Annotated in this window: 22 protein-coding genes; 15 read left to right on the plus strand and 7 right to left on the minus strand. The window is 69.2% G+C overall.

From position 1 onward, the window contains the following. Entirely contained in the window at positions 1-918 is a 918-nt protein-coding gene (locus ABL838_RS02495; protein WP_126022281.1) for a LysR family transcriptional regulator, read from the minus strand. A 96-nt stretch (positions 919-1,014) separates the two neighbouring features. On the opposite strand from ABL838_RS02495, the gene ABL838_RS02500 reads away from it, so the two are divergent. The 7 genes from ABL838_RS02500 to ABL838_RS02530 all read left to right on the plus strand — a co-directional run bounded on the left by ABL838_RS02500 (position 1,015) and on the right by ABL838_RS02530 (position 8,993). Continuing rightward, positions 1,015-2,427, plus strand: a complete 1,413-nt coding sequence (locus ABL838_RS02500; RefSeq protein ID WP_418123972.1) for an aspartate aminotransferase family protein — start codon at positions 1,015-1,017, stop codon at positions 2,425-2,427. Positions 2,428-2,429: 2 nt separating this feature from the next. Beyond that, positions 2,430-4,763, plus strand: a complete 2,334-nt coding sequence (locus tag ABL838_RS02505) for a N,N-dimethylformamidase beta subunit family domain-containing protein (protein ID WP_418123974.1) — start codon at positions 2,430-2,432, stop codon at positions 4,761-4,763. Further along, positions 4,760-6,055 carry an MFS transporter gene (locus ABL838_RS02510; RefSeq protein ID WP_418118858.1) on the plus strand — a complete coding sequence of 432 codons (1,296 nt, stop codon included), beginning with the start codon at positions 4,760-4,762 and terminating at the stop codon, positions 6,053-6,055. The genes ABL838_RS02505 and ABL838_RS02510 overlap by 4 nt, the downstream gene beginning before the upstream one ends. Before the next feature lie 83 nt (positions 6,056-6,138). Then, positions 6,139-6,975, plus strand: coding sequence for an isocitrate lyase/PEP mutase family protein (locus tag ABL838_RS02515; RefSeq protein WP_418123976.1), 837 nt, complete (start codon positions 6,139-6,141; stop codon positions 6,973-6,975). Positions 6,976-7,028: 53 nt separating this feature from the next. Beyond that, a complete protein-coding gene (locus ABL838_RS02520; protein ID WP_418123978.1) occupies positions 7,029-7,775 on the plus strand; it encodes an energy-coupling factor ABC transporter ATP-binding protein in 747 nt (248 codons plus the stop codon). Next, positions 7,768-8,361 (plus strand): energy-coupling factor transporter transmembrane component T family protein, encoded by a 594-nt coding sequence (locus tag ABL838_RS02525; protein ID WP_418123980.1) that lies wholly within the window; start codon positions 7,768-7,770, stop codon positions 8,359-8,361. Before ABL838_RS02520 ends, ABL838_RS02525 begins: the two co-directional genes overlap by 8 nt. 38 nt (positions 8,362-8,399) lie before the next feature. Then, positions 8,400-8,993, plus strand: a complete 594-nt coding sequence (locus tag ABL838_RS02530) for a biotin transporter BioY (protein ID WP_126022274.1) — start codon at positions 8,400-8,402, stop codon at positions 8,991-8,993. A gap of 10 nt (positions 8,994-9,003) precedes the next feature. On the opposite strand, the gene ABL838_RS02535 is transcribed toward ABL838_RS02530, so the two are convergent. Further along, a complete protein-coding gene (locus tag ABL838_RS02535) occupies positions 9,004-9,483 on the minus strand; it encodes a DUF6314 family protein (RefSeq protein ID WP_418123982.1) in 480 nt (159 codons plus the stop codon). Positions 9,484-9,669: 186 nt separating this feature from the next. Here ABL838_RS02535 and ABL838_RS02540 point away from each other — a divergent pair, with 186 nt between their 5' ends. Next, positions 9,670-10,050, plus strand: coding sequence for a helicase SNF2 (locus ABL838_RS02540; protein ID WP_184640134.1), 381 nt, complete (start codon positions 9,670-9,672; stop codon positions 10,048-10,050). Between the two features lie 80 nt (positions 10,051-10,130). Here the strand turns inward: ABL838_RS02540 and ABL838_RS02545 are convergent, their stop codons facing one another. After that, positions 10,131-10,787, minus strand: coding sequence for a hypothetical protein (locus tag ABL838_RS02545; protein ID WP_418123984.1), 657 nt, complete (start codon positions 10,785-10,787; stop codon positions 10,131-10,133). 244 nt (positions 10,788-11,031) lie between these two features. Between ABL838_RS02545 and ABL838_RS02550 the strand changes: the two genes are divergently transcribed. From ABL838_RS02550 to ABL838_RS02570, 5 genes are read left to right on the plus strand one after another with little or no spacing between them, the layout of a single operon-like run. Next, complete coding sequence (locus ABL838_RS02550) at positions 11,032-11,637, plus strand: DUF6891 domain-containing protein (RefSeq protein WP_126022271.1); 606 nt, start codon at positions 11,032-11,034, stop codon at positions 11,635-11,637. Beyond that, the gene (locus tag ABL838_RS02555; protein ID WP_418123986.1) at positions 11,634-13,427 is read left to right on the plus strand and encodes a VanW family protein; all 1,794 of its coding nucleotides are present in this window, start codon (positions 11,634-11,636) and stop codon (positions 13,425-13,427) included. Before ABL838_RS02550 ends, ABL838_RS02555 begins: the two co-directional genes overlap by 4 nt. A 16-nt stretch (positions 13,428-13,443) precedes the next feature. Continuing rightward, on the plus strand, positions 13,444-14,040 hold the full coding sequence (locus ABL838_RS02560) for a hypothetical protein (RefSeq protein WP_126022269.1): 597 nt from the start codon (positions 13,444-13,446) through the stop codon (positions 14,038-14,040). 50 nt (positions 14,041-14,090) lie between these two features. After that, positions 14,091-15,776 carry an FxLYD domain-containing protein gene (locus ABL838_RS02565; protein ID WP_418123988.1) on the plus strand — a complete coding sequence of 562 codons (1,686 nt, stop codon included), beginning with the start codon at positions 14,091-14,093 and terminating at the stop codon, positions 15,774-15,776. 45 nt (positions 15,777-15,821) lie between these two features. Next, the gene (locus tag ABL838_RS02570; RefSeq protein WP_418125826.1) at positions 15,822-16,814 is read left to right on the plus strand and encodes an LLM class flavin-dependent oxidoreductase; all 993 of its coding nucleotides are present in this window, start codon (positions 15,822-15,824) and stop codon (positions 16,812-16,814) included. A gap of 12 nt (positions 16,815-16,826) precedes the next feature. Here ABL838_RS02570 and ABL838_RS02575 read toward each other — a convergent pair whose 3' ends face one another. After that, the gene (locus ABL838_RS02575; protein WP_418123989.1) at positions 16,827-18,557 is read right to left on the minus strand and encodes a long-chain-fatty-acid--CoA ligase; all 1,731 of its coding nucleotides are present in this window, start codon (positions 18,555-18,557) and stop codon (positions 16,827-16,829) included. A 188-nt stretch (positions 18,558-18,745) separates the two neighbouring features. On the opposite strand from ABL838_RS02575, the gene mnmA reads away from it, so the two are divergent. Next, positions 18,746-19,858 carry a tRNA 2-thiouridine(34) synthase MnmA gene (mnmA, locus tag ABL838_RS02580; RefSeq protein ID WP_369659885.1) on the plus strand — a complete coding sequence of 371 codons (1,113 nt, stop codon included), beginning with the start codon at positions 18,746-18,748 and terminating at the stop codon, positions 19,856-19,858. A gap of 14 nt (positions 19,859-19,872) precedes the next feature. On the opposite strand, the gene ABL838_RS02585 is transcribed toward mnmA, so the two are convergent. The 3 genes from ABL838_RS02585 to ABL838_RS02595 form a co-directional block, all read right to left on the minus strand. Beyond that, on the minus strand, positions 19,873-20,361 hold the full coding sequence (locus ABL838_RS02585) for an NUDIX hydrolase (RefSeq protein ID WP_418123992.1): 489 nt from the start codon (positions 20,359-20,361) through the stop codon (positions 19,873-19,875). Positions 20,362-20,372: 11 nt separating this feature from the next. Continuing rightward, a complete protein-coding gene (locus tag ABL838_RS02590; protein WP_418123994.1) occupies positions 20,373-20,807 on the minus strand; it encodes a DUF4019 domain-containing protein in 435 nt (144 codons plus the stop codon). 78 nt (positions 20,808-20,885) lie between these two features. Continuing rightward, complete coding sequence (locus ABL838_RS02595; protein WP_126022262.1) at positions 20,886-21,602, minus strand: response regulator transcription factor; 717 nt, start codon at positions 21,600-21,602, stop codon at positions 20,886-20,888. 445 nt (positions 21,603-22,047) lie between these two features. Here ABL838_RS02595 and ABL838_RS02600 point away from each other — a divergent pair, with 445 nt between their 5' ends. Continuing rightward, positions 22,048-23,178, plus strand: a complete 1,131-nt coding sequence (locus ABL838_RS02600; RefSeq protein WP_418123995.1) for a Re/Si-specific NAD(P)(+) transhydrogenase subunit alpha — start codon at positions 22,048-22,050, stop codon at positions 23,176-23,178. Positions 23,179-23,192: the final 14 nt, after the last annotated feature.

A 23,192-nucleotide genomic window follows, 5' to 3' on the forward strand; every position in this document is an offset into this window, starting at 1 on the left:
CTAGTCCGCTGGCCGGAACCCCGGCAGCGCATGCATGCGCCGCCGCAGCGCCTCGACGAAGGCCGTGACCCGCGCCGGCCGGTACAGCCCCGGCGGCAGCGCGACGTGCACGCCGATGGGCTCCAGCCACCAGTTGGGCAGCACGCGCTTCAGGCGGCCGGCCTGCATGTCCTCGTGGCACATCCATGGCGCCGCCGCGCCGATGCCGGCGCTGTTGAGGATCGCGCGGTAGCTCGCGAGCAGGCTGTCGGTGCGGATGGGCGTATCGAGCGCCACGATGCGTGAGCGGCCCCTGCGGTCGATGAGCCGCACGTTGCCCGTCACGTACGGGATCAGGCCCACGCACGGCACCTGCGGCAGCCGTGCCAGCGTGACGGGGCCTGTGCGCTCGAGCAGCTCGGGCGTGGCGATCAGCACCCGCTCCATGCGGCCCACGGTGCGGCATACGAGGCCCGGGTCGCGCACCTCGCCCACGCACACCCAGCATTCGGCGCCCGAGGCCGCCAGGTCGACCACGCGGTCGGTCAGCGTGAGCTCCACGCGCAGCTGCGGATGCGCGGCGCGCAGGTCGGTCACCGCGTCGGTGAGGAAGCCCGTGCCGTAGCCGGAGGGGCCGATCACGCGCAGCGTGCCCTCGGGCCGGCTCTGGCCGCCGCGCAGCCGCTGCGACAGGCCCGACCAGCGGTCGGTCAGGTCGTGTGCCTCGGCCAGCAGCGAGCGGCCTTCGTCGGTGAGCGAGAAATTGGCCGTGTTGCGGATCGCCAGCTTGCAGCCCAGCAGCCGCTCCAGCTCCAGCAGGCGGCGGCTCACAGTGGGCTGCGTGGTGTCGAGCAATCGCGCCGCCTTGCTGAGCGATCCGCTCTCGCCGATGCGGATGAAGGTCTGGAGCAGGTCGAGCCGGTCGTGGGCGTTCTTCATGCGCCAGACGTATAGCACTTCATCGGGCCATACGTCTACCCGCAAAGGCCTGTCATGCCTATCGTCCGGGGCTGCGAACGAATGGATTACCCACCGATGAGTGCCTCGACCGAAGACAACACCCCCCGTACCGTGGGCGACACGCCCAAGGGCGGTTCCGTGCTCGGCTTCTATGCCGCCAAGGGTTCCCCCCGGCCGCCGCGCATCGCGCGCGGCGAGGGCGTTTACCTGTGGGACGAGGGCGGGCACCGCTTTCTGGATGCAACGGCCGGCGCGGTGGTCGCCAACATCGGCCACGGCAATCCGCGCGTGCTGGCCGCCATGCAGGAGCAGGCGGCGCGCGTCACCTTCGCCTATCCGCGCTTCTTCGAGAGCGAGCAGAGCATCGAGCTGGCCGACCGCGTCTGCGCGCTGGCGGGCGAGGGCTTCGACCGCGCCTTCTTCGTCTCGGGCGGTTCCGAGGCCAACGAGTCGGCGATCAAGCTGGCGCGGCAGTACGCGGTGGTCACGGGCCAGCCCAAGCGCGCCAAGGTCATCTCGCGCAATCCGAGCTACCACGGCTCCACGCTGGGCGCGCTGGCGGTGACGGGCGATGCGCACACGCAGTCGATCTACGGGCCGATGGTGCGCGAGATGCCGAAGGTGAGCGCGCCGCTGTCCTACCGCGTGCCCGCGGGCCACACCGCCGAGAGCCATGCGCTGGCCTGCGCCGACGAGCTGGAGACCACCATCGTGCGCGAGGGCGCCGACACGGTGCTGGCCTTCATCATGGAGCCCATCGGCGGGCTCTCGACCGGCGCGGCGGTGGCGCCAGCCGCGTACTTCGAGCGCGTGCGTTCCATCTGCGACCGGCACGGCGTGCTGCTGATCTACGACGAGATCATGAGCGGCGCGGGCCGCACCGGCGCCTTTCTCGCGGCGCACCACTGGGCCGGCGCGCGGCCCGACCTCGTCACGCTGGCCAAGGGGCTGGCCGCGGGCTACACGCCGCTGGGCGCGCTGCTGGCGCCCGAGCGCATCGTCGATGCGGTGGCGGGCAGCGGCGGCTTCGTGCACGGCCACACCTACTTCACCAACCCGCTGTCGTGCGCGGTGGCGAACGCGGTGCTCGGCGAGGTGATCGAGCAAGACCTCGTGAGCCGTGCACGCGACATGGGCGAGCTGCTGATGGCGCGACTGCGCGAGGTGGCGGAGCGCTCGCCCATCGTGGGCGACGTTCGCGGCAAGGGGCTCTTCACCGCCATCGAGATCGTGGCCGACAAGGCGACCAAGCGGCAGCTGCCGGCAAGCTTCAACGCGCCGGCGCGGCTCACCGAGCACGGCCTGAAGCACGGCATCGCGCTGTACAACCGGCGCGCCAACCTGGGCGCCTTCGGCGACTTCCAGATGATCACGCCGCCGCTGACCATCACGCCCGCCGAGATCGACGAACTCGCGGAGCTGCTCGAACGCTCGCTGCGCGGACTGGCCGACGAGATCGCGGCCAAGGGCCTGGCCACCGCGGCATGACGATGCAGCAGCAGAAAGCCCTTCCGCCCCACCGCAGCCTGCAGGTGCCCGGCGTGCACGGCTACACCGACCGCAAGAGCGTGGCCGCCGGCGAGGTGGTGCGCTTCCACATCAGCAGCGACGTGCCCTACACGCTCTCGGTATGCCGGCTGGGCCCCGACACCGAGGGCCGCACCGCCGACACGGTGCTGCACAGCTTCGAGCCTTCCGCGCCGCGCGTGCATCCGATCCACCCCGGCTCCTACGTGCGGGTCGAGCGCGGCCTCGACCAGCCGCTGCGCGCGTTCACGCTGGAGTGCTGGGTGCAGGTGTGGAGCGTGGGTTCGCGCCAGAGCGTGGTCGGGCAGTTCGACCTGCCGGGCGCCTGCGGCTACGGGCTCTTCGTCGACGAGGACGGACGCGCGGTGTTCTATCTGGGCGATGGCGCGGCGTTCCGGACCGAGGGTCAGCTCTCGGGCGGCACGCTGCAGCCGAGGCGCTGGCACCACATCGTCGCGACGTGGGACGGCAGCGAGACGGTGCTGTGGCTCGACGGCGAGGCGGTCGCGCGCGGCCGCTTCGACGGCCCGCTGCAGCCGGGTCGTGCGCCGCTGCGCCTGGGAAGCAGCGGCATCGACGGCCTGGCGGACGCGTTCCTCGAAGGCGACATCGCCATGCCCGCGATCTACTCGCAGGCGCTGCGGCCCGAAGAGGTGCGTGCGCGTTTCGCGGACCGGGGCCTGCACACGCCGCGTGGGCGCTCGGTGCTCGCCTGCTGGCCGCTCCGCGAGGAGCGCGGCGACGTGGTGGCCGATGCCAGCGGCCACCAGCGCACCGGCCGCATCGTCAACCTCGGCACCTGGATGATCGTCGGCCCGGCTTTCGAGCCGAGTCGCGTGAACGAGTTTTCCGACGAGGGCTACGACCCGCTCGCCGACCCCACGCGCGGCCACGGCCTGCGGCTGGCGAGCGACGATCTCTACGACTGCCGCTGGCCCGAGAGCCATGCCTTCCGCATGCCGGCGGATGCGAAGTCCGGCGTGTACGTGGGCCGCGTGCGCTTCCTGCTCGACGGCCGGAGCGCCGAGTACGACATCGCCTTCATCGTGCGCCGCGCCGCGAATCGTGCTCCCGCGCCGGTGCTGGTGCTGTGCGCCACCAACAGCTGGCTGGCCTACGCGGCCACACCCTTCGCGAAGAACGCTGCGAGCGACCCGGTGTGGCCGCGCCGCTCGGCGGGCCTGGAGAACAGCCACCCCGAGGCGCCGGCCTTCTGCAGCTACACCTACCACCGCGGCGGCCAGCCCACCTACCAGGTCGGCCTGCGCATGCCCTGGCCCAACGCCAGCCCCAATGCGCTGTACGACCCGGCCGATGCCGGCTTCAGCCAGTGGACCCGGCTGGAGCGCCGGCTGCACGTGTGGCTCGATCGCTGCGGCTACGACTACGACGTGGTGGGCGACCTAGACCTGCACCGCGACCCAGGCCTGCTGAAGGCCTACAAGACGGTCTTCATCAACGGCCACAGCGAATACTGGTCGCTGCCGGCGTGCGACGGGCTCGACGACTACCTGTCGAACGGCGGTACCGGCATCGTGCTGTCGGGCAACACCATGTACCTGCGCGTGAGCTACGACGAGGAATGCACGGTGATGGAGCAGCGCAAGGTGCGCGGCCCCGGCGACGAGGACGGCGCGGAGTCGGTCGAGCTGCGCCCGCCCGCCGGCCCCTACGGCGAGCAGTACCACTCGCAGGACTGGGCGCGCGGCGGCCAGTTCAGGCAGGCCGGGCGTTCGTGCGCCGAGCTCATCGGGCTGGAATCGGCGGGCTGGGCCTTTGCCGACGGCGACGACTTCGGCGTGTACCACGCGACGCGGCCGGAGCACTTCCTGTTCACGCAGCCGCATCCGCTGGGCCTTGCCGAAGGCGCCACCTTCGGCCACGCGCCGGGCGGTGGCTTGCCGCGCGCCATCGGCCATGAATGGGACCTGAGCGTCGCGACGCTGAACCGCATGACGCGCGTGCTGCCCACCGGGGAGAGCCTGCCCGAGCCGCAGCGAGGCATCCAGGTCATCGCCGAGGGGCGGAGGCAGCGCCCCGGGCGCCTCGATGCCTACCTCGACTACTACTCGCAGCCGACCGATTCGCTTGGCGGGCTCTCGGCCGAGATGATCTATTGGGAGCGCCCGCAAGGCGGCCGCGTGTTCAACGCAGGCGCCGTCGGCGCGAGCTGGGTGCTCGGCGCCGACCCCTCGTTCGAAGGGCTGCTGCGCAACGTGCTGCACCACTTCGGCGTCCGGCCCTCGACAGGCGCGGACCTTGCAGTTCAACCATCCCTGGAGCACGCAGCATCATGAGCACTATCGCCCCACGCACCGCCGACCTCTCGGAACCCGCCGCGCCGGCCTCCCGGCAGAGCACGCTGAGGGTCATCACCGCCATCTCCATCGGCAATGCGCTGGAGTGGTTCGAGATCGTGATCTACGGCTTTCTGGCCGTCACCATCTCCAAGCTCTTCTTCCCGGCCGAGAACGACACCGTGTCGCTGCTCATCACGCTGGGCACGTTCGGCGTGACCTTCGTGATGCGGCCTGTCGGCTCGCTGGTGCTGGGCGCGTACGCCGACGCCAGGGGGCGCAAGAACGCGCTGACGCTGTCGATGGCGCTGATGCTGTGCGGCACGCTGCTGATCGCGGTGGCGCCCACCTTCGCGCAGATCGGGCTGTGGGCGCCGGGCCTGGTGATCCTCGCGCGGCTGCTGCAGGGCTTCGCGGCGGGCGGCGAGTTCGGCAGCGCCACCGCGCTGCTGGCGGAGCAGGATCCGCGCCGCCGCGGCTTCTTCTCGAGCTGGCAGTTCGCGAGTCAGGGCGTCACCACCTTCCTGGCTGCCGGCTTCGGCATGGGGCTCAACGCGCTGCTCACGCCCGAGCAGCTGCTGTCGTGGGGCTGGCGCATTCCGTTCTTCTTCGGGCTGCTGATCGGGCCGGCGGGGCTGTACATCCGCCGCCATCTCGACGAGGGCATGGAGTTCAAGCGCGCCGCGCAGGAAGCCGCGCCGGTGCGCGCCACGCTGGTGGACCAGCGCGGCCGCACGCTGGCGGCGATGGGGCTCATCATCCTCGCGACCATCGTGGCCTACACGGGGCTCTTCATGCCCACCTTCGCGGTGCGGCAGCTGGGCCTGCCGCCTTCGATGGCCTTCGCGGGCACATTCTGGTTCGGCGTGCTGCAGTTCGCGCTGGTGCCGCTGTTCGGCAGCATGTCGGACCGCGTCGGGCGCATTCCCGTGATGCGCGCCGCGGCGCTGGTCATGCTGGTGATGATCGTGCCGCTCTTCTACCTGCTGGTGAACCATCCTTCGGTGCCGGCGCTGATGCTGGCGCTCACGGCGATGGGCGTGGTGGCCTCTGCCTACTGGGGGCCGATCTCGGCGGCGATGTCGGAGCTGTTCCCGGCGGCCACGCGCGGCACGGGGCTGTCGGTGAGCTACAGCTTCGGTGTGGCGATCTTCGGCGGCTTCGCGCCCTTCATCAGCGCCTGGCTCATCACCGCCACGGGCAGCAAGATCGCGCCGGCGTTCTACGTGGGCTTCGGCGTGGTGGTGAGCCTGATCGCGCTGCGGGCGGCGCGCGGCTACGGCGTGAAGTGAAATGAAATAGCAGTTTTTTCCAAGCCGGCGCGCCGCGCCGTTCCTAAGCTGCGGTCATTCCTCAACTTGCCGAACGGATGACCATGCGAGCCAGCGACGCGCAGCAAAAGACAGAAACATTCCACCGACTCCACGAGGGCCCCGCGCCGCTGGTGCTGGTCAACGCATGGGACGCCGCGAGCGCCCGCATCGTCGAGCGCGCCGGGGCCGGCGCCATCGGCACTACCAGCGCGGGCATGGCCTGGTCGCTGGGCTATGCCGACGGCGAGCGCATGCCGGTCGATGAACTGCTCGCGGCCTGCGCGCGCATCTGCCGCGTGGCGGGTGTGCCGGTGAGCGTGGACATCGAAAGCGGCTTCGGCGACAGCGCGCAGGCGGTGCGCGAAGTTGTGGCCGAACTGATCGGCATGGGCGCGGCCGGCATCAACATCGAGGACGGCACCCGGCCCGGCACGCGCGAGCTGGCATCGCCCGAGGTGCTGCGCGAGCGCATCGCGGCCATCCGCGGGCTGGATGCGCGCTTCTTCATCAACGCGCGCACCGACGTGTACTTCGTGCCATGGGACGACCCGGTGGCTCGCTTCGAGGAGGCGCTGCGCCGCGCGAAGCTCTACGCGGCGGCGGGCGCGGACGGCATCTTCGTGCCGGGCATGTCCGACCCCGACGAGATCGCGCGGCTGGCCGGCGCGCTGGAACTGCCGCTCAACGTGTACGCGGGCTATGCGGGGGCGCCATCGGCCGATGCCTTCGCGAAGGCCGGCGCGCGGCGCATCAGCCTGGGCTGCGGGCCGCTGCAGTCGGCGCTGGGGCTGGTGAACCGCATCGCTGCCGAGGCCTTCGGGCAGGGCCGCTTCGGCAAGATGGGCGAGGGGATGCTGTCAGTGGGCGAGCTCAACGCGCTCTTTCCGGCCACGGCCTGAGCCTCGCCCGAACCTCGTGCCGGCCAGGCGGGTTCGGGTACAGTGGGCGCCCCTTGCCGCAGCCCAGCCCGTCAGAAACCGTCTCTTCGCACAGCATCCGCCTCGATGCGGTGACGCTGGTGCGCGGCAGCCACCGCGTGTTCGAGGGGCTGACGCTCGACCTGCAGGAGATGCGCATCGGCCTCGTCGGCGACAACGGCGCGGGCAAGAGCAGCCTGTTCCGCCTCATCAGCGGGCTCGACCAGCCCGAGCAGGGGCGCGTGGTGGTGCATGGCTGCGACACGCAGGCCGACCGCGGCCAGCTCGCGAAGCACGTGGGGCTGATGTTCCAGAACCCCGACGACCAGATCATCTTCCCGACCGTGGCCGAGGAACTGGCCTTCAGCCTCACCGCGCGCGGCGAGACGCGGCAGGCGGCGCGCCAGCAGGCGCGCGACTTCCTCGCGCGGCGCGGGCTCGAAGCCTGGGCCGGGCGCGCGGTGAGCGAGCTGAGCCAGGGCCAGCGCCAGCAGGTATGCCTGCTGGCCCTGCAGATCAGCGAGCCGGCCACGCTGCTGCTCGACGAGCCCTTCGCCAGCCTCGACCTGCTGAGCCAGACGCGGCTCGCCGCTCAGCTGCAGGAGAGCGATCACCAGATCCTCGTGTCCACGCACCTGCTGGAGCATGTGTACGACTTCGAGCGCGTGCTGTGGCTCGAGCAGGGCAGGGTGCGCGCCGACGGGCGGGGCCGCGAGATCTGCGAAGCCTATGCCGAAGACGTGCGCGAGCGCGCGACGGCCGAGCGGGGGCGCCATGCGTAGCCTCTATTCGGAACAGCCGACGTGGCTGCATGCGATTGCGGCGTGGGTGAAGCTCGCGATGCTGTCGATGTGCGGCACTCTGCTGGTGCTGGTCGAGCGGCCTGTCTATCTGGCGGTGGCCTGCGCGGTGGTGCTGCTGGGGTTCGCGTCGCTCGGCCGGCCGGCGTGGCGGCGCATACGCATGCTGCTCGGCGTGGCCATCGCGGGCGGGCTGATCGTCGGCTTCCACTGGGCAATGGGCACCACGCTGCTCGGCGTGGCGAGTGCGCTGCGGCTGGCCAGCGCGGCCACGCTCGCGCTCATGCTCACGCTCACCACGCGCTTCGAGGACCTGCTGGCGGTGCTCGAAGCCGTGCTCCATCCGCTGCAGCGCCTGGGCGTGCCCACGGAGCGCATCGCGCTCGGCCTTGGCCTGATGCTGCGCTTCGCCGAAAATTTCTATGTGCAGTGGCAGCGCCTGGACGACGCCTACCGTGCGCGCTCGGGCCATGGCGGCGGGCTGCGGCTGCTGGCGCCGCTGACCATCCGCACGTTGCAGACGGCCGAGCGCGTGGCCGATGCGTTGGCCGCACGGCTCGGGCGCTGAGCCATTTTTTCTTTTTTTTCTTCTCGATTGCCATCGCCATGACCACCACTTCAGGCTCCCTCGCTTCCTCCCGTTCGCTGGCGTACATCGCGCTCTTCGCGGCGCTGATGGCGGTATTCGGCCTGATCCCCAAGATCGACCTGCCTTTCGGCGTGCCGATCACGCTGCAGTCGCTGGGTGTGATGCTCGCCGGTTGCCTGCTCGGGCCTCGCCGGGGCTTCCTGGCCATCGCGCTGTTCCTGCTGGCGGTGGCGCTGGGGCTGCCACTCTTGCCCGGCGGCCGTGGCGGCTTGAGCGTGTTCGTGGCGCCGGCCGGCGGCTTCCTGTTCGGCTGGATGTTCGGCGCCTTCGCCTGCGGCCTGCTGATGCGCCTGGCCGTGCGCCGCATCGGCGGCGCGACGGGCCTTCCGCTGCTGGCGGCTGCCTTCCTCTCGGCGCTGGTCGGCGGGATCGGCGTGGTCTACGCCTTCGGCATCGTCGGGCTCTCGTTGATCGCGCACATGTCGCTGTCGCAGGCTGCGCTGGCCATGCTGGTGTTCATTCCGGGCGACCTCATCAAGTGCGGCATCTGCGCGATGCTCGTGCAGACGGTGATGCGCGGCATGCCGGGCTGGCGGCTGGACCGCGACTGAATGGCCTCGTTCAGCCCAGGCGGCTGAAGACCGTGTCCGAGAGGTAGTCCTTGCGCGGGCCGTGTACCACGTGGCGGATGCCGAAGGAGCCGTCGGGCAGGAAGCGGTAGCTGCTGTCGTAGGTGTCGGGCGTGCACAGGTGCGTGGCCGATCCGGCGAGCAGATCGCCGTCGCGCACGATGGCGATGGCGTGGAACAGGCGCGGCGGCGTTTCGGCGAAGTGCACGACGAAGCCGTTCGGCGCACGCTCGAAGACGTATTCGCGGTGCCCGTCGAACTCCTTGCCGTCGGCCAGGCGGATGCGGCCTTCCTCGCGGTACTTCAGCATGTCGGCCGTTTGGAGCGGCGTGAAGGAGGCGACGCCGCTCATCGTGGCCTGGCCCTCGATGTTGCGCCGCAGGCTCCATTCGCCCGCGAGCCGGTCGAACACGGTCCCGGGGCTGCCCCAGGGGGACGAAATCGGTGAAAGGGCGGGGGCCGGGTCGCTCATGCGGGGACTCTACGACAGGCGGTGATCTGCGTTCCTGGCGATCGATTGTTTCCGTGGCGTGAACACCGCGGTTCCATTGTCTAAGGGTTTTTACTTAGATAACGGCGCACAATTCTTCCCATGGACCAGCCCTTCAGCTGATCCAGACCAAGAACCAGAACCGAACCAATTGAAGGACCCATCCAAATGACCGCCTCGAAGCTCCTCTCCGCCGTTTCTCTCGCCCTGCTGGCCGCCGCCGGCGTTGCCCACGCCGAAACCTATGAAGGCGTGCACCAGCTGACCTCGGCCGCCAGCCGCGCCGATGTCGCCGGCCAGGCCGTGGTTGCCGCGCACAGCGCCAACCCGTACGCCACCGGTGCCAACGCCGGCCCTGCCCAGGCGATCGTCTCGACGGCCAGCCGTTCCGCCGTTCGCGCCGAAGCCGTGGCTGCCGCTCGCAGCGGTGATCCGTACGCCGAAGGCGCTTCGTCCGGCGTGGCCCCGATCGTGGCCAGCTCGGTGGACCGCGCCGCAGTTCGCGCCGCAGCCCGCGCTGCCGCTCACGGCGACGCACTGCCGCTGTAATCCGCTGCAGAGCTGAAGACAGACAGAAGGCCGGGCCATGCGGAATGCATGGCCCGGCCTTTTTTCGTCTGTGTTCAGGATCAGCGCGCGGGCAGCCGCCGCAGTGCGGCGGTAAGGATGGGCGCGCCGGTGTCGTCAGCCGCGTCGCGCAGTTCGACCGACCACTGCGGGGCGTCGAGCCCGGGGTCTGCGCGCAGTTCGCACTCGTAGAGCAGCCGGCCGTCACGCGTTTCCTCGCGCGAGGCGATGGCCTCGCAGCAGCATTCGCCAACAGCATCGAGCGTGCGGTGCAGCATCAGTCGCATGGCGATGCGCTGCGGCGCCACCGTGCGCTCGCCTTCCTGCGCAGCGGGTACCGTTGCGCGCAGGCGCAGCTCCAGCGGCTCGCCGACGCGCAAGCCTTCCCCGCGCTCCAGCGACATGTTCTCCAGCGCCACCCGCACCCGGCGGCGCTCGCGCAGCCTCGCGGCGACGGCCGTCACGGCCAGCACCGAGAAGACGCCGAAGAACGGCAGCCCCACCAGCATCCAGAGCCAATGCCAGCCGCCTGCCAGCGACCAGCGCATCGCCTGCAGGCCGAACACCGCCATGAAGACCAGCACCGCCAGCGCGACCAGCCACGCGAGCCAGTCGGCGGCCGGCTTCGACGCGCGCTCCGTGGCCTGCGCCATGGCGGAGGTCCACGCGGTGGGCGACTGTGCGTCGAACGGCGGGGCTGGAAAGGAGGGCTGGGGCATGAAGAGCCGACGAGCATAGCCAGTCGCCCAGCGCAGGCCATCCGGCCGGGCAGCCTTCGCCTAAAGGCGCATTGCCTTGCCCCGAGGCATCCTTCATGATGGTGCGGTGCGAAAGGGTGGCCCAGGACATCATGCTTTCGCATTACTGCGCCATGGTGGTGCGCCCGGGTGAAAATACCAGCACGCTTCCGCCAGGAAAAAAGAAAGCATGACCCGTTGCCGCCGAGGCGGCAGCACAACACGCATGGCACTTACTCTCGACCCAGAAGACACGCGCGGACGCATCCACGACCTGGTGTGGAGCGGCTTTCATCCCGATGCCGATGTCGAGTGGATGATCACCGACGAGTACCTCGATCCCGACGAGATCACCTACGAGGACCGCGCCTGGGTCAAGGCCGAGGCCGCGAGCGCATGCGCCGCCAAGCGCGCCGCCGAGGCCGGCTGGCCCGAACAGACCGAATACGACCGGCTCGAAGCCGTGTTCGAGCAACTGCGCAGCGAGAAGATCATCGCGCTGCACCGCGCGGGCAACACGCTCGCCGACGGCCACGACGACGTGCGCGAGCAATGGCGTGCCGCGGGCCGCATGGAATCCGGCATCCGCGGCTGCTGCTTCTATCACGCACAGGATCTCGAACGGGCGGTGCGCACCGGCCGCCTCCACCTGGCCTTCAGCGGCGGGATGATTCCCGAGATCGAGCAGCGCGAAGCCAACACCATGGCCGTGGGCCGCCGCATCGTCGAGCTGCTGCGCGCGGCCGGCTTCGGCGTGCAGTGGAGCGGCAGCATCGAGGAGCGCATCGAAGCCGACCTCGGCCAATGGCGCAAGCGAGGCCCCTCCGCGTGAGCGTGCAGGCCTGGCAGCCGCCGCGCCGCATCGACGCGATCGATTTCTGGCTGCGCTCGCGGCTGCTGGCCACGGCCCACGCGCTGCGCGAGACGCTGCGGCCATCGGCCCGCCGGTGGACCGCCGGCACAAGCCACGCACTGGCCGACGCGCCCGTGCTCGCCCAATACCGCACGCCCCTGTGGACCGACGGCCGCGCGGACGAATTCCCCCTCGTGGCCGGCAAGGTGCAGAACCTGCGCGTGGCGCGTGGCGCCTTCGATGCCGTCGAGGTCCCGGCCGGTGAGGTGCTGAGCTTCTGGCGCCAGCTGGGCAGGCCGGGCGCATGGCGCGGCTTCGTGCAGGGCCGCGAGCTGCGCGGCGGCTGCGTGGTGCCGACGCTGGCTGGCGGGCTGTGCCAGCTGTCGAATGCGCTCGCCACCGTGGCGTCGCGCGCGGGCTTCGAGCTGGTGGAGCGGCACGGGCACACGGCGCGCATCGAGCAGGCCGGCGAGCCGGGCTCGGATGCCGTCGACGCGACCGTGTTCTGGAACTACATCGATCTCAAGGTGCGCGCCAGGCATGCATGGCGGCTCGAAGTGGAGCTGACCGGGGCGGAGCTGGTGCTGCGCATCCGCAGCCGTGGTGCATCTTCTGCGCCATTTGTGCCCGTCACCATGCGCCGCTCGAACGAAGAAACCGCAGCCGCATTGCCGGTGGCGCGCGGCTGCCTCAGCTGCGACCAGACCGCCTGCTTCCGCCATCGTCCGCAGGTCGATGTGGGGCCGCAGGGGCTCACCGTCGCGCTGCTCGACGCATGGACGCCGGAGTTCGCGCGCTACCTGCGCGAAGAGCATCCACGCGCGCAGCGCATGCAGCCGGTGCCGATGCGGCTCGCCTTCTGGCGCCGCAGCGCGACGGGCTGGCATCGCGAGCCGGCGGCCGCGGCTTCACAAGCACCGTGGGCCACGAGCCTGCGCCGTGCGCTGTGGCTGCGGCTGTGGGCGCGGCAGGCGGGGCGGCGGCAGGCCAGCCTGATCGACGGCCAGCGCTGGCTCGCGCAGGCCTTCGCGGCTCGGCTGAAGCCGCAGCACACGCAGCTGGTGGTCGAGCAGTCGCTGCTGCCGCACCTGCAGCGCCTTGGTGCGCTCGATGGCCGGAGCGTCGTCGTGTTGGCCAGTGCGCTGCCGATGGCGGAGATCGAGCGGCGGCTGGACGAGGCCTCCCGGCGCTGGCCCGACGACGCCACCTTGCGCGACTTCCGTGTCGATCCTTCGCTGGTGCGTGCGGAGTCGATGGCGCTGGCCCGCGCTTCGGTCATCGTCACGCCGCATGCCGAAGTTGCACGGCAATTGGCGGCGCTGGCTCCGCTGGCGGTGCTGCGGAAGCTGGAATGGGCGCTGCCTCGGGCCAAGGCCGTTGCCCGCACGAATTCAGACCTTCCGCTCGTCGTCTTCGCCGCGAGCGCGCTGGCACGCAAGGGCGCGCGCGAACTCGCCGCGGCGCTGCAAGGCTGGCCGTGCCGCCTGCGTGTGCTGGGCTCGGCCTCGGACGATGCGCGGCTCTGGCAGGGCATCGGCCACGTCGAGCACATGAACTGGCAGGGCGACTGGCTGGCCGGCGCCGATGTGGTGGTGCTGCCCGCGCATGTGGAGCACGCACCGCGCGCGCTGCTGCGGGCCGTGGCGGCGGGCGTGCCGGTCGTCGCATCGACGGCCTGCGGCCTTGGCGCTCCGAGCGGCGTGCGCGAGATCGCGCCCGGCGACGTGGAGGCGCTTCGCACCGCGCTGCGTGCGGCCTGCGCTTCCTGAACGAAGAGGAACACGGGTGGCATCGACAGAACAGGCTCGCGCGGCGCTGGCTCCGCACGGCGCGCTGGCGCCGCAGCTCGCCGCCGACCACTGGCACGGCGAGATCCCGCTGCCCGAAGCCATCGCGGCCTTCTACGAGCAGGTCGGCCCGCTGGGCAACTGGGTCAACGAGCGCGTGGGCCACGCGGGCCTCACCGTATCCACCGCGGGCAACCCGTTCAGCATTCCTCCGTTGGCGCGCCTGTGGTCGCAGCAAGCCGGCTACCGCTGGCATGGCATCACCGGCGAACGCCTCGCTTCATGGCCCGACCACTGGCTGGTGGTGGCCGACCAGGGCGCCGATCCTTTCATCTTCGACCTGCGCAGCGGCGCGATACAGTTCGCCCGGCATGGCGCGGGCGCGTGGGAAGACGACGGGCCGCTCTTCGCAGACATCTTCGAGATGGCCGCGTGCCTCGGCACCATCGGCCAGGTGTGGGACGAGGCGGGCGACGACATCTTCATGGACGACTTCTCGGTCAACCCGGTGCACCGCGCGCGCCTGATCGAGCGGCTCGCGCCGCTGGTCGGCGCAGGCCGGGCCGACGATCTCGCGGACCTCTTCGACTGGTAGAGAGCCGCGAGGACCGCGGCAAAAGAAAAAACGGGAGCAGCATTTCAGACATGACCATCGATCTCCAGACGCTCAAGTGCGGCGAGTGCGGCAGCAGCGTGCTCAAGCGCACGGGCCTCAACGAATACACCTGCGAGCACTGCGGCTCCGTCACGCTGGTGGAAGACAACGTCTCCGACCGGCTGGAGCGCGTGCTCAACCAGGTGAAGAACGAGGCCGGCCGCCGGCTCGCGGCCGAGGAGGCGCGCAGGCAGGCGCTCATGATGCGCAAGGTCGGCATCGGTGTGGGCATTGCGGTGGGCGCGGTGCTGCTCTTCAGCCTGGTGGGCGTGTTCCTCGGCAGCCGCAATGCCGACACGCGCGCTGCATCGGGCTCGCAGCGTGTGGTGGCTGCGGTCGACCGCACCATTCCCGTCGACGGACTCAAGCTCGACGAGCCGCGCCAGGTGCTCGTGGGCAGCGGCAGCTCTGCCAGCCCCAAGCTGCTGGTAGTGGCGCGCAACGAAACCGGCAAGCCGCTGTCGCGCGCCGGCATCCGCGCCGTGTACTTCGACGGCGAGAGCAAGCTCGACGAGCGCAGCGAGATGCTGCCCGTGGCTGTGCTGGAGCCCGGCGAGAGCGCCCCAGCGCTGATCGACATGCCCAGCGGCAAGAACGTGACGCGCCAGGAGCTGCGCGTGCAGAAGCTGGCCGAGCCCTACAGCGCGGTGAAGGGGCCGCGCATGGCGTTCTCGCGCGTGCGGCTGGTGCAGCAGGGCGATCGGGTGCGGCTGGTGGGCCGCATCGTCAACGACCGCAAGGACGCCACCGTGCTCGGCGGCTTCGAGGTGCTGGCCACGCTGTACGACGACGCGGGGCAGGTGATCGGCTTCGGCCACGGCTATGGGCAGGCCAACGAGATCCAGCCCGGCGCGCGCACCTCGGTGGACGTGAGCATCGCGCGCTTCGGCCGCGCGGCGGCCATCGCGGCGTGGGACTACCGCATCGGCTACAGCACCGTCGAGGCCTCGGGCGGGCGCACGCCGGTGCTCAATGCCGACCGCGTGATCCGCACCGCGGGCGGCCCGGAAAGCTTCAACCCCGAACTGCGCCTGGGCACCGACGACCTGCTGGCCGACGACAGCGAGCGCTTCGACGACAAGCTGCTCGAGCTGCTGCCGCTGGTGGACGGGCGCAACAACATCCAGCAGCGGCTCTTCCTGGGCGAACTGGTCAACCGCAGCACCGATGCCGTGGTGCTCGCGCCGGGCGGCGTGATCTCGCGCTTCAGCGGCAGCAAGGCGCACGGCACGACCACGATCTCGGGGCTGGCCTACCTGTATCCCGGGGAGCGCTTTCCCATCTACCTGGAGCCGCAGGACATGGAGCGCATCACCGACACACGCATCGAATGGAAGCCGATGCGCCGCGCGGCGCTGCCCGGCCCGCGCAAGCCGCTGGAGGTGAAGGTGACGGGCACCAAGGCCGAAATCGGCAGCGTGCTGCTCAACTTCAGCCAGCGCTTTTCATACAAGTACGTGGTGGTCAGCGGCAGCGTGAAGAACCCGGGCACGGGCATCGTCGGCAAGGTACGGCTGTGGGTGAGCCTGCGCGACCGCAACGGGCAGCTCACGGGCTTCAAGCTGGTGGACAACCTGCCGGCCATCGCGCCGGGCGAGAGCGTGCCCTTCCAGGCGAGCGTGGAGCAGAACGGCCGCGACTTCGCGAGCGTGACCACGCTATACCAAACCGAATAGCCCCTGGGGCGACGGAATTGGGCGGTTCGCGCCATGATCGCGCCCATGATTCCGTTCTCCATCCTCGACCTTTCCCCGATCACCGAGGGCAGCGACGCCGCGCAGTCGTTCCGCAACTCGCTCTCGCTGGCGCAGCATGGCGAGAAACTGGGCTACACGCGCTACTGGCTGGCCGAGCACCACGGCATGCCGGGCATCGCGAGCGCGGCCACCGCCGTGCTGCTGGCCTACGTGGGGGCGGGCACTTCCTCCATCCGCATCGGCGCCGGCGGCGTGATGCTGCCGAACCACTCGCCGCTGGTGATCGCCGAGCAGTTCGGCACGCTGGAATCGCTCTACCCGGGGCGTGTCGACCTCGGCCTGGGGCGCGCGCCGGGTTCCGACCAGCGCACCGCGAGGGCCCTGCGGCGCAACCTGGAGTCGGACGCCGACCAGTTCCCGCAGGACGTGATCGAGCTGATGGACTTCATGTCGAAGAATCCGCAGCAGCCGGTGCGCGCCGTGCCCGGCGCGGGGCTGGAGGTGCCGGTGTGGATCCTGGGCTCCAGCACCTTCGGCGCGCAGCTCGCGGCGCACCTGGGGCTGCCCTATGCCTTCGCCTCCCACTTCGCGCCGCAGCAGATCATGCAGGCCATCCAGATCTACCGCGAGACCTTCAGGCCATCTGCCCAGCTGCAGAAGCCGTACGTGATGCTGGGCTTCAACGTGTTCGCGGCCGACACCGACGAAGAGGCCGAGTTCCGCGCCACCTCATGGCAGCAGGCCTTCGTGAACCTGCGCAGCGGCCGTCCGGGGCGCCTGCCGCCGCCGGTGGAGGGCTACCGCCAGAAGGTCGGGCCGGCGGAGAACGCGCTGCTCGACTCGGTGCTGTCGTGCTCGGCAGTCGGCTCGGTCGAGACGGTGAAGAAGGGCGTGGAAGCCTTCGTCGCACGCACCGGCGCCGACGAGCTCATGATCACCTCGCAGGTGTTCGACCACGCGGCCCGGCTGCGCTCCTATGAACTGCTCGCCGAGGCTTTCGGCCAGCAGAAGAAGTAGCCCTAGCCTGGCTCACACCGCCCGCTTGCGGGCTTCCTCGTCGACGAGGTCCTTCTTCGAGAGCTTGCCCACGGGCGTCTTGGGCAACTCTGCGCGGATCTCCAGCGCGCCGATCATCTCGTGCTTGCCGAGGCGGTCCTTCAGGAAGGCTTTCAGCGCGTCGAGCGTCAGTTCGGGTGCGCCATCCTTCAGCTTCACGAAGGCCTTGGGCGACTGGCCGCGGTACTCGTCGGGGATGCCGATCACGCAGACCTCGGCCACCGAAGGGTGCTCGTACACCGCCTCTTCCAGCACGCGCGGATAGACGTTGTAGCCGCCGCACAGCAGCATGTCCTTGGTGCGGTCGACGATGTAGAGGTAGCCGTCGGAATCCATCTTCGCGACGTCGCCGCTGCGGAAGTAGCCGTCGGCCGTCATCGAATCGGCCGTCGCCTTGGGGTTGTTCCAGTATCCCTTCATCACGTTGGGGCCCTTGATGCAGAGCTCGCCCGCTTCGCCGAAGGCGGTGACGTCCTTCGCCGGATCGTCCAGGCTCACGAGCTTGATGCGCACCCGCGGCAGCGGCATGCCGCACGAGCCCGCCTTGCGCACGCCGCGCGCGGGCGTGAAGGTGCCTACGGGCGAGGTCTCGGTCATGCCCCAGCCTTCGTTGAGATGGCAGCCGGTGAGCTCGAAGAAGCGCTGCTCCACCTCCACCGGCAGCGGCGCGCCGCCCGAGCCGCAGAACTTGAGCGAGCGCAGGTCCATCTCCTTGGCCTTGGGGTGCGAGAGGATGGCGGTGTACATCGTCGGCACGCCGGGGAACACGCTGATCTTGCTGGCGGCGAGCTCGTTCATCACCGCGTCGACGTCGAAGCGCGTGTGCAGCACCAGCGCCGCGCCGAGGCGCACGCCGAGCAGCATCGCTGCGCTGAGCGCGAAGATGTGGAAGAGCGGCAGCACCACCAGGAAGCGCTCCTTGCCTTCCTCCAGGATCGGCGGTTCGCCCCGGGTCGATTCGTAATACTGGGCCGAGGCCGACGTGAGGTTGGCGTGCGTGAGCATCGCGCCCTTGGGCAGGCCGGTGGTGCCGCCGGTGTATTGCAGCACCACGATCTCTTCGGCGAGGTCGCCTAGCGGATAGGTCTTGTGCGTGCCTTCGCTCTTGAGCAGGTCGGTGAAGCGCACATGGCGGTCGTCGACGGGCACGGGGGCGATCTGCCCGGCGCCCTGCAGCTGGGCCTGCACCTTGTCGCCCATGGCGCCGTAGTCGCCGAGGCTGCCGACCACCAGCTTCTTCAGGCGCGAGTTGTCGAGCAGGCGCGCCATCTGCGGGTAGAGGTTGACGAGGTCGAGCGTGACGAGGATGTCGGTGCGGCTGTCCTCGATCTTGTGGGCCAGCACGCGCTCGGCGTCCAGCGGCGAGTAATTGACCACCGTGCCGCCGGCCTTGAGCACCGCGAAGAAGGCGATCGGGTAGTGCGGCGTATTCGGCAGGTAGAGGCCGACATGCACGCCGGGCTTCACGCCCAGGTCCTGCAGGCCCTTGGCTGCGCGTTCGACGGCGGCGCCAAGCTCGCGATAAGTGATGGCCTGGCCCATGAATTCGACAGCAGACCGCTCGGGCCAGCGCTCCACGGCTTCGTCGAGCATCTGCTGCACCGGCTTCACGGGCAGTTCGGCGTCCCAGCGCATGCCTTCGGGGTAGGCGCGTGTCCAGGGGAGGGTATCGCCGGCATTGGCGGCGGTGGAAGGTGTGGCCATGCGTCTTGTCTCCGCTTGCGGTTGTCTCGTGAATGGCGTGGCGGGTCTTGCTGCCGCCTTCGTCCGGAATCACTTTAGCGCCGGCCCTCCCGTCGATGGCCTTCGGGCTGACAAACCGGCGACACGGGTTTTCCCGATTTCCCACACGCCGGAAGCCCCTTGCGCGGGGCTGGGACAATAGGGGGCTTATGGCAAAGCATCGGATCGTTGTGGGACTGAGCGGCGGAGTGGACTCCGCGGTGACGGCGCACCTGCTCAAGCAGCAGGGGCACGAGGTGGTCGGCATCTTCATGAAGAACTGGGAAGACGACGACGACAGCGAGTACTGCTCGTCGAACATCGACTTCGTGGACGCCGCCAGCGTGGCCGACGTGCTGGGCATCGAGATCGAGCACGTCAACTTCGCGGCCGACTACAAGGACCGCGTGTTCGCCGAGTTCCTGCGCGAGTACAAGGCCGGCCGCACGCCCAACCCCGACGTGCTGTGCAACGCCGAGATCAAGTTCAAGGCCTTCCTCGACCACGCCATGCGCCTGGGCGCCGAGAAGATCGCCACCGGCCACTACGCCCGCGTGCGGCTGAACGAGGCCACCGGCAGGCACGAGCTGCTCAAGGGGCTCGATCCGGCGAAGGACCAGAGCTACTTCCTGCACCGCCTGAACCAGGCGCAGCTGTCGAAGACGCTGTTCCCGGTCGGCGAGCTGCACAAGACCGAGGTGCGCCGCATCGCCGAGGAAATCGGCCTGCCCAACGCGAAGAAGAAGGACTCGACCGGCATCTGCTTCATCGGCGAGCGGCCGTTCCGCGAATTCCTGAACCGCTACATCTCCAAGGAGCCGGGCCCCATCAAGGACGACCGCGGCCGCAAGCTGGGCGAGCACCAGGGGTTGAGCTTCTACACGCTGGGCCAGCGGCAGGGCCTGGGCATCGGCGGCGTGAAGGAAAAGGGCGCGCAGCGCGGCTCGGGCGACCATTCGCCATGGTTCGTGGCGCGCAAGGACGTCGAGAAGAACACGCTGTGGGTGGTGCAGGGGCACGACCATCCCTGGCTGTTGTCGTCGGAGCTGAAGGCGGACGACGCGAGCTGGATTTCCGGCGAGGCGCCGGTGCCGGGCGCTTACGGTTCCAAGGCGCGCTATCGGCAGGCCGATGCGGCTTGCGAGATGGAGGCGGTGGAGGGCGGCGTGAATCCGGCCGCCTTCGGACTGCGCTTCGGCGACGCGCAGTGGGCGGTGACGCCGGGGCAGTCGGCCGTGCTCTATGACGGTGAACGCTGCCTTGGCGGCGGCGTCATCGTCTGACGAAGCTTTTCAACTCAGGGCACTGATCGCACCGATTCGTCGACGTGGATCAGGTCGAGCGGGTATCGCTTGCCGGCCAGATGGTCTTCCACGCACTGCAGCAGCAACGGGCTGCGGTGCCGCGCGACGCTCGCGCGGATCTCGTCGGCCGTCATCCAGACGGTGCGAACGATGCCTTTGTCGAGCGGGCGGCCTTCCTCGAACCTGCCAAGCGTGCCCATGAAAGCAAAGCGCATGTAGGTGATGTCTTCGCCGCCCTCCGCGAGCGGACGGGAACGTGCCATGTAGATGCCGATGAGCGCAGTTGGCATGAAATGATGGGCAGTTTCTTCCAGGGTCTCGCGGGCGCAGCCTTCGGCGGGTGATTCGCCGGGGTCGAGATGGCCTGCCGGCGTGTTGAGGCGCAGGCCGTCGGGAGTCTGCTCCTCGACCAGCAGGAAGCGCCCGTCGCGCTCGATCACCGCGGCGACGGTGACATTGGGCTTCCAGCGTGGAGTTGGCATCGTTTGGCCTTTTATTTCAATACATAGCCGCTGAAACGCCAGACGCGGTCCTGGTCCAGGTGGAAACTGACGAGTTCCCGGACGGTCCTGTCAGGCTTGCCCGTGAAGCGGGTTTCATATTCGATGCTGATGTACTGGCCAGCAATGCCGGCATCAGCGTCGGCGACGACCTGTCGGTTGACCGCGACCCAGGTGCGCATCTGGGGCGCGCCGATGAGCGCCCGGCTTCGGCTGACCTGGCTGGTGAAGTCGGCGCGCGTCACGCGATTGCGGGTCGCTGGCGTGGCGCCGTCCCAGAGTTCGGCGGCGCGGCCCTGGTCGATCATCTGGATCGCCATCAGGCCGCCGCGCACCATGTCGCTTGCTTCGACCTCTTCCGCGGTGGCGGGCCCCAGCCAGCTCCAGAGCAATGCGGCGGCGAGCAGCAGCCGGATCATCGGATTCATTCGTCTCGTTCCTTGGTGCGGCGCGCGCAGGGCGCAGGCCGTTGGAGAGACTACTGTAGCTCGCCCGGAATTCCGGGCTCAGCGCGCGCCGACCACTCCAGGCAGCGCGTCGGCCTCGATGGTTTCGAGCCGGTAGCCCAGCCCGTAGATGGCCAGCAGCAGGAAGCCGTTGGCTGGGCGCAGGTCGAGCTTGGTCCGCAGGCGGGAGATGTGGGTGTCGAGCGAGCGCGACAACGCCTCGATGCCCAGACCCCAGACGGCCTCGTGCAGATGCTCGCGCGAAAGCAGGCGGCCGAGGTTCTGGAACAGGAAGAGTGCGAGCTCGTATTCCCGATTCTTCAGTTCGACCTGTACGCCACGCACCTTGAGCACGCGCGAAGGTGGATAGAAGTGGTAGGGGCCGAAGATCAGCTCGTTTTCGTGCTGGGCCGGGTAGGAGCGGCGCAGCAGCGCATTGACGCGGGCTTCGAGCTCGCCGGCGCGGGCGGGCTTGGCCATGAAGTCGTCGGCGCCGGCATTGAGGCCCTCGACCATGTCGGCCTCGCCGGGCTTGTCGGAGACGAAAAGAATGGGAAGGCGGCTGTTGAGATCCCGGCGGATGGTCGCCACCACCTCCGAGCCCTTCATGTCGGGAAGATTCCAGCCGAGTATCAGCAGGTCGAAGGTCTGGCGGCGCATGGCCTGCAGCAGCGCCCTTCCTTCCGTGTACGGGTGGCACTCGTGTTCGAGTGCAGTCATGGTTCGATTGATCTGCTTGATCTGATCAACACCGTCGTCGAGTACCGCGATTCGCATTCGAGCCCCTTTTTTCCTCCCTTCGTCAGCTTCCGTGAACTGGCGATTGATGAGGGGGAAGTGTATCTATCTGCGACTAAGGTAAAGTTTTTGGAATTGCAACTAATGCACGCAATTCGCCGATTTCTGAGGGCTTGTTAACGAAGTTGAATGCAGTTGGATACAAATGGGGATTTCGGTCGGCGAACCTTTTCCGGTTCCCGTCCATGCCGTCGCCGTAGCAAACCACATGGAATGTAAATCAAAGGTATTCATTCCTTTGCCGCTCATCTCTATCGAATACCCGAATTCGCTATCAATTGAATAGCTGAAGTTATAGTATCCATAAGCTCCTCAACGCTTTGGGATGAAAACGACAGAGCGCTCCGGCGACAGCGATCGGCTGTAATCTTGCTGTAAGCTGCCGGCACATTCCCCCTGTGCCCCTTGCTCTGAGGAGATCTCTATGCTGATAGGCGTGCCCGCCGAGACACTGGCAGGCGAAACCCGCGTGGCTGTTACACCTGAGACGGTGAAGAAACTGGTGGCCTCCGGGCATACCGTAAGGGTGCAGTCGGGAGCGGGCGTGGCCGCCAGCGCCACCGATGCGGCCTACCAGGCCGCAGGCGCGGAGATCGCCGACCAGGCAGGCGCCTTCTCCGCCGACATGGTCCTGAAGGTGCGCACGCCCACCGAGGCCGAGACCGCGCTGCTGAAGCCCGGCGCCGTCGTGATCGGCATGCTCAACCCCTTCGACGCGGCCGGCCTGCAGCGCCTGGCCGCCGCCGGCGTCACCGGCTTCGCGCTCGAGGCCGCCCCCCGCACCACCCGTGCCCAGAGCATGGACGTGCTCTCCTCGCAGGCCAACATCGCCGGCTACAAGGCCGTGATGATCGCGGCCGACAAGTACCAGCGCTTCTTCCCCATGCTCATGACGGCAGCCGGCACGGTGAAGGCCGCGCGCGTCGTCATCCTCGGCGTGGGCGTGGCGGGCCTGCAGGCCATCGCCACCGCCAAGCGCCTGGGCGCCGTCATCGAGGCGTCCGACGTGCGCCCCAGCGTCAAGGAGCAGATCGAGTCGCTGGGCGGCAAGTTCATCGACGTGCCCTACGAGACCCAGGAAGAAAAGGACGCGGCCGAAGGCGTCGGCGGCTACGCGCGGCCAATGCCCGCGAGCTGGCTCAGCCGACAGCAGGCCGAGGTCGCCAAGCGCGTGGCGCTGGCCGACGTGGTCATCAGCACCGCGCTCATTCCGGGGCGCGCCGCGCCGACCCTCATCACCGAGGACATGGTCAAGTCCATGAAGCCGGGCTCCGTCATCGTCGACATCGCCGCCGGTAAAGGCCCGGATGGGGTGGGCGGCAACTGCCCGCTGTCGGAGGCCGACAAGACCGTCGTGAAGCACGGCGTGACCATCGTCGGGGAAACGAACCTCGCCGCGCTGGTGGCGGCCGACGCCTCGGCGCTGTATGCGCGCAACGTGCTCGACTTCCTCAAGCTCATCGTCACCAAGGAGGGCGCGCTGAAGATCGACCTCGAGGACGACATCGTCGCCGCCTGCCGCGTCACGCACGACGGCCAGGTCACGAAGAAGTAACGCAACAAGCAACG

The organism is Variovorax sp. 160MFSha2.1 (genome assembly GCF_048305075.1).
Taxonomy (GTDB): Bacteria; Pseudomonadota; Gammaproteobacteria; order Burkholderiales; family Burkholderiaceae_C; genus Variovorax; species Variovorax guangxiensis.

Bases quoted from the DNA above. Each gene is read 5' to 3' on its own strand.
- ABL838_RS02535 (WP_418123982.1), bottom strand. From the start codon at position 9,483: ATGAGCGACCCGGCCCCCGCCCTTTCACCGATTTCGTCCCCCTGGGGC.
- ABL838_RS02545 (WP_418123984.1), bottom strand. From the start codon at position 10,787: ATGCCCCAGCCCTCCTTTCCAGCCCCGCCGTTCGACGCACAGTCGCCC.
- ABL838_RS02525 (WP_418123980.1), top strand. From the start codon at position 7,768: ATGCGTAGCCTCTATTCGGAACAGCCGACGTGGCTGCATGCGATTGCG.
- ABL838_RS02550 (WP_126022271.1), top strand. From the start codon at position 11,032: ATGGCACTTACTCTCGACCCAGAAGACACGCGCGGACGCATCCACGAC.
- ABL838_RS02585 (WP_418123992.1), bottom strand. From the start codon at position 20,361: ATGCCAACTCCACGCTGGAAGCCCAATGTCACCGTCGCCGCGGTGATC.
- ABL838_RS02540 (WP_184640134.1), top strand. From the start codon at position 9,670: ATGACCGCCTCGAAGCTCCTCTCCGCCGTTTCTCTCGCCCTGCTGGCC.
- ABL838_RS02495 (WP_126022281.1), bottom strand. From the start codon at position 918: ATGAAGAACGCCCACGACCGGCTCGACCTGCTCCAGACCTTCATCCGC.
- ABL838_RS02565 (WP_418123988.1), top strand. From the start codon at position 14,091: ATGACCATCGATCTCCAGACGCTCAAGTGCGGCGAGTGCGGCAGCAGC.
- ABL838_RS02575 (WP_418123989.1), bottom strand. From the start codon at position 18,557: ATGGCCACACCTTCCACCGCCGCCAATGCCGGCGATACCCTCCCCTGG.
- ABL838_RS02570 (WP_418125826.1), top strand. From the start codon at position 15,822: ATGATTCCGTTCTCCATCCTCGACCTTTCCCCGATCACCGAGGGCAGC.
- ABL838_RS02515 (WP_418123976.1), top strand. From the start codon at position 6,139: ATGCGAGCCAGCGACGCGCAGCAAAAGACAGAAACATTCCACCGACTC.
- ABL838_RS02530 (WP_126022274.1), top strand. From the start codon at position 8,400: ATGACCACCACTTCAGGCTCCCTCGCTTCCTCCCGTTCGCTGGCGTAC.
- ABL838_RS02510 (WP_418118858.1), top strand. From the start codon at position 4,760: ATGAGCACTATCGCCCCACGCACCGCCGACCTCTCGGAACCCGCCGCG.
- ABL838_RS02595 (WP_126022262.1), bottom strand. From the start codon at position 21,602: ATGCGAATCGCGGTACTCGACGACGGTGTTGATCAGATCAAGCAGATC.
- ABL838_RS02500 (WP_418123972.1), top strand. From the start codon at position 1,015: ATGAGTGCCTCGACCGAAGACAACACCCCCCGTACCGTGGGCGACACG.
- ABL838_RS02505 (WP_418123974.1), top strand. From the start codon at position 2,430: ATGCAGCAGCAGAAAGCCCTTCCGCCCCACCGCAGCCTGCAGGTGCCC.
- ABL838_RS02600 (WP_418123995.1), top strand. From the start codon at position 22,048: ATGCTGATAGGCGTGCCCGCCGAGACACTGGCAGGCGAAACCCGCGTG.
- ABL838_RS02590 (WP_418123994.1), bottom strand. From the start codon at position 20,807: ATGAATCCGATGATCCGGCTGCTGCTCGCCGCCGCATTGCTCTGGAGC.
- mnmA (WP_369659885.1), top strand. From the start codon at position 18,746: ATGGCAAAGCATCGGATCGTTGTGGGACTGAGCGGCGGAGTGGACTCC.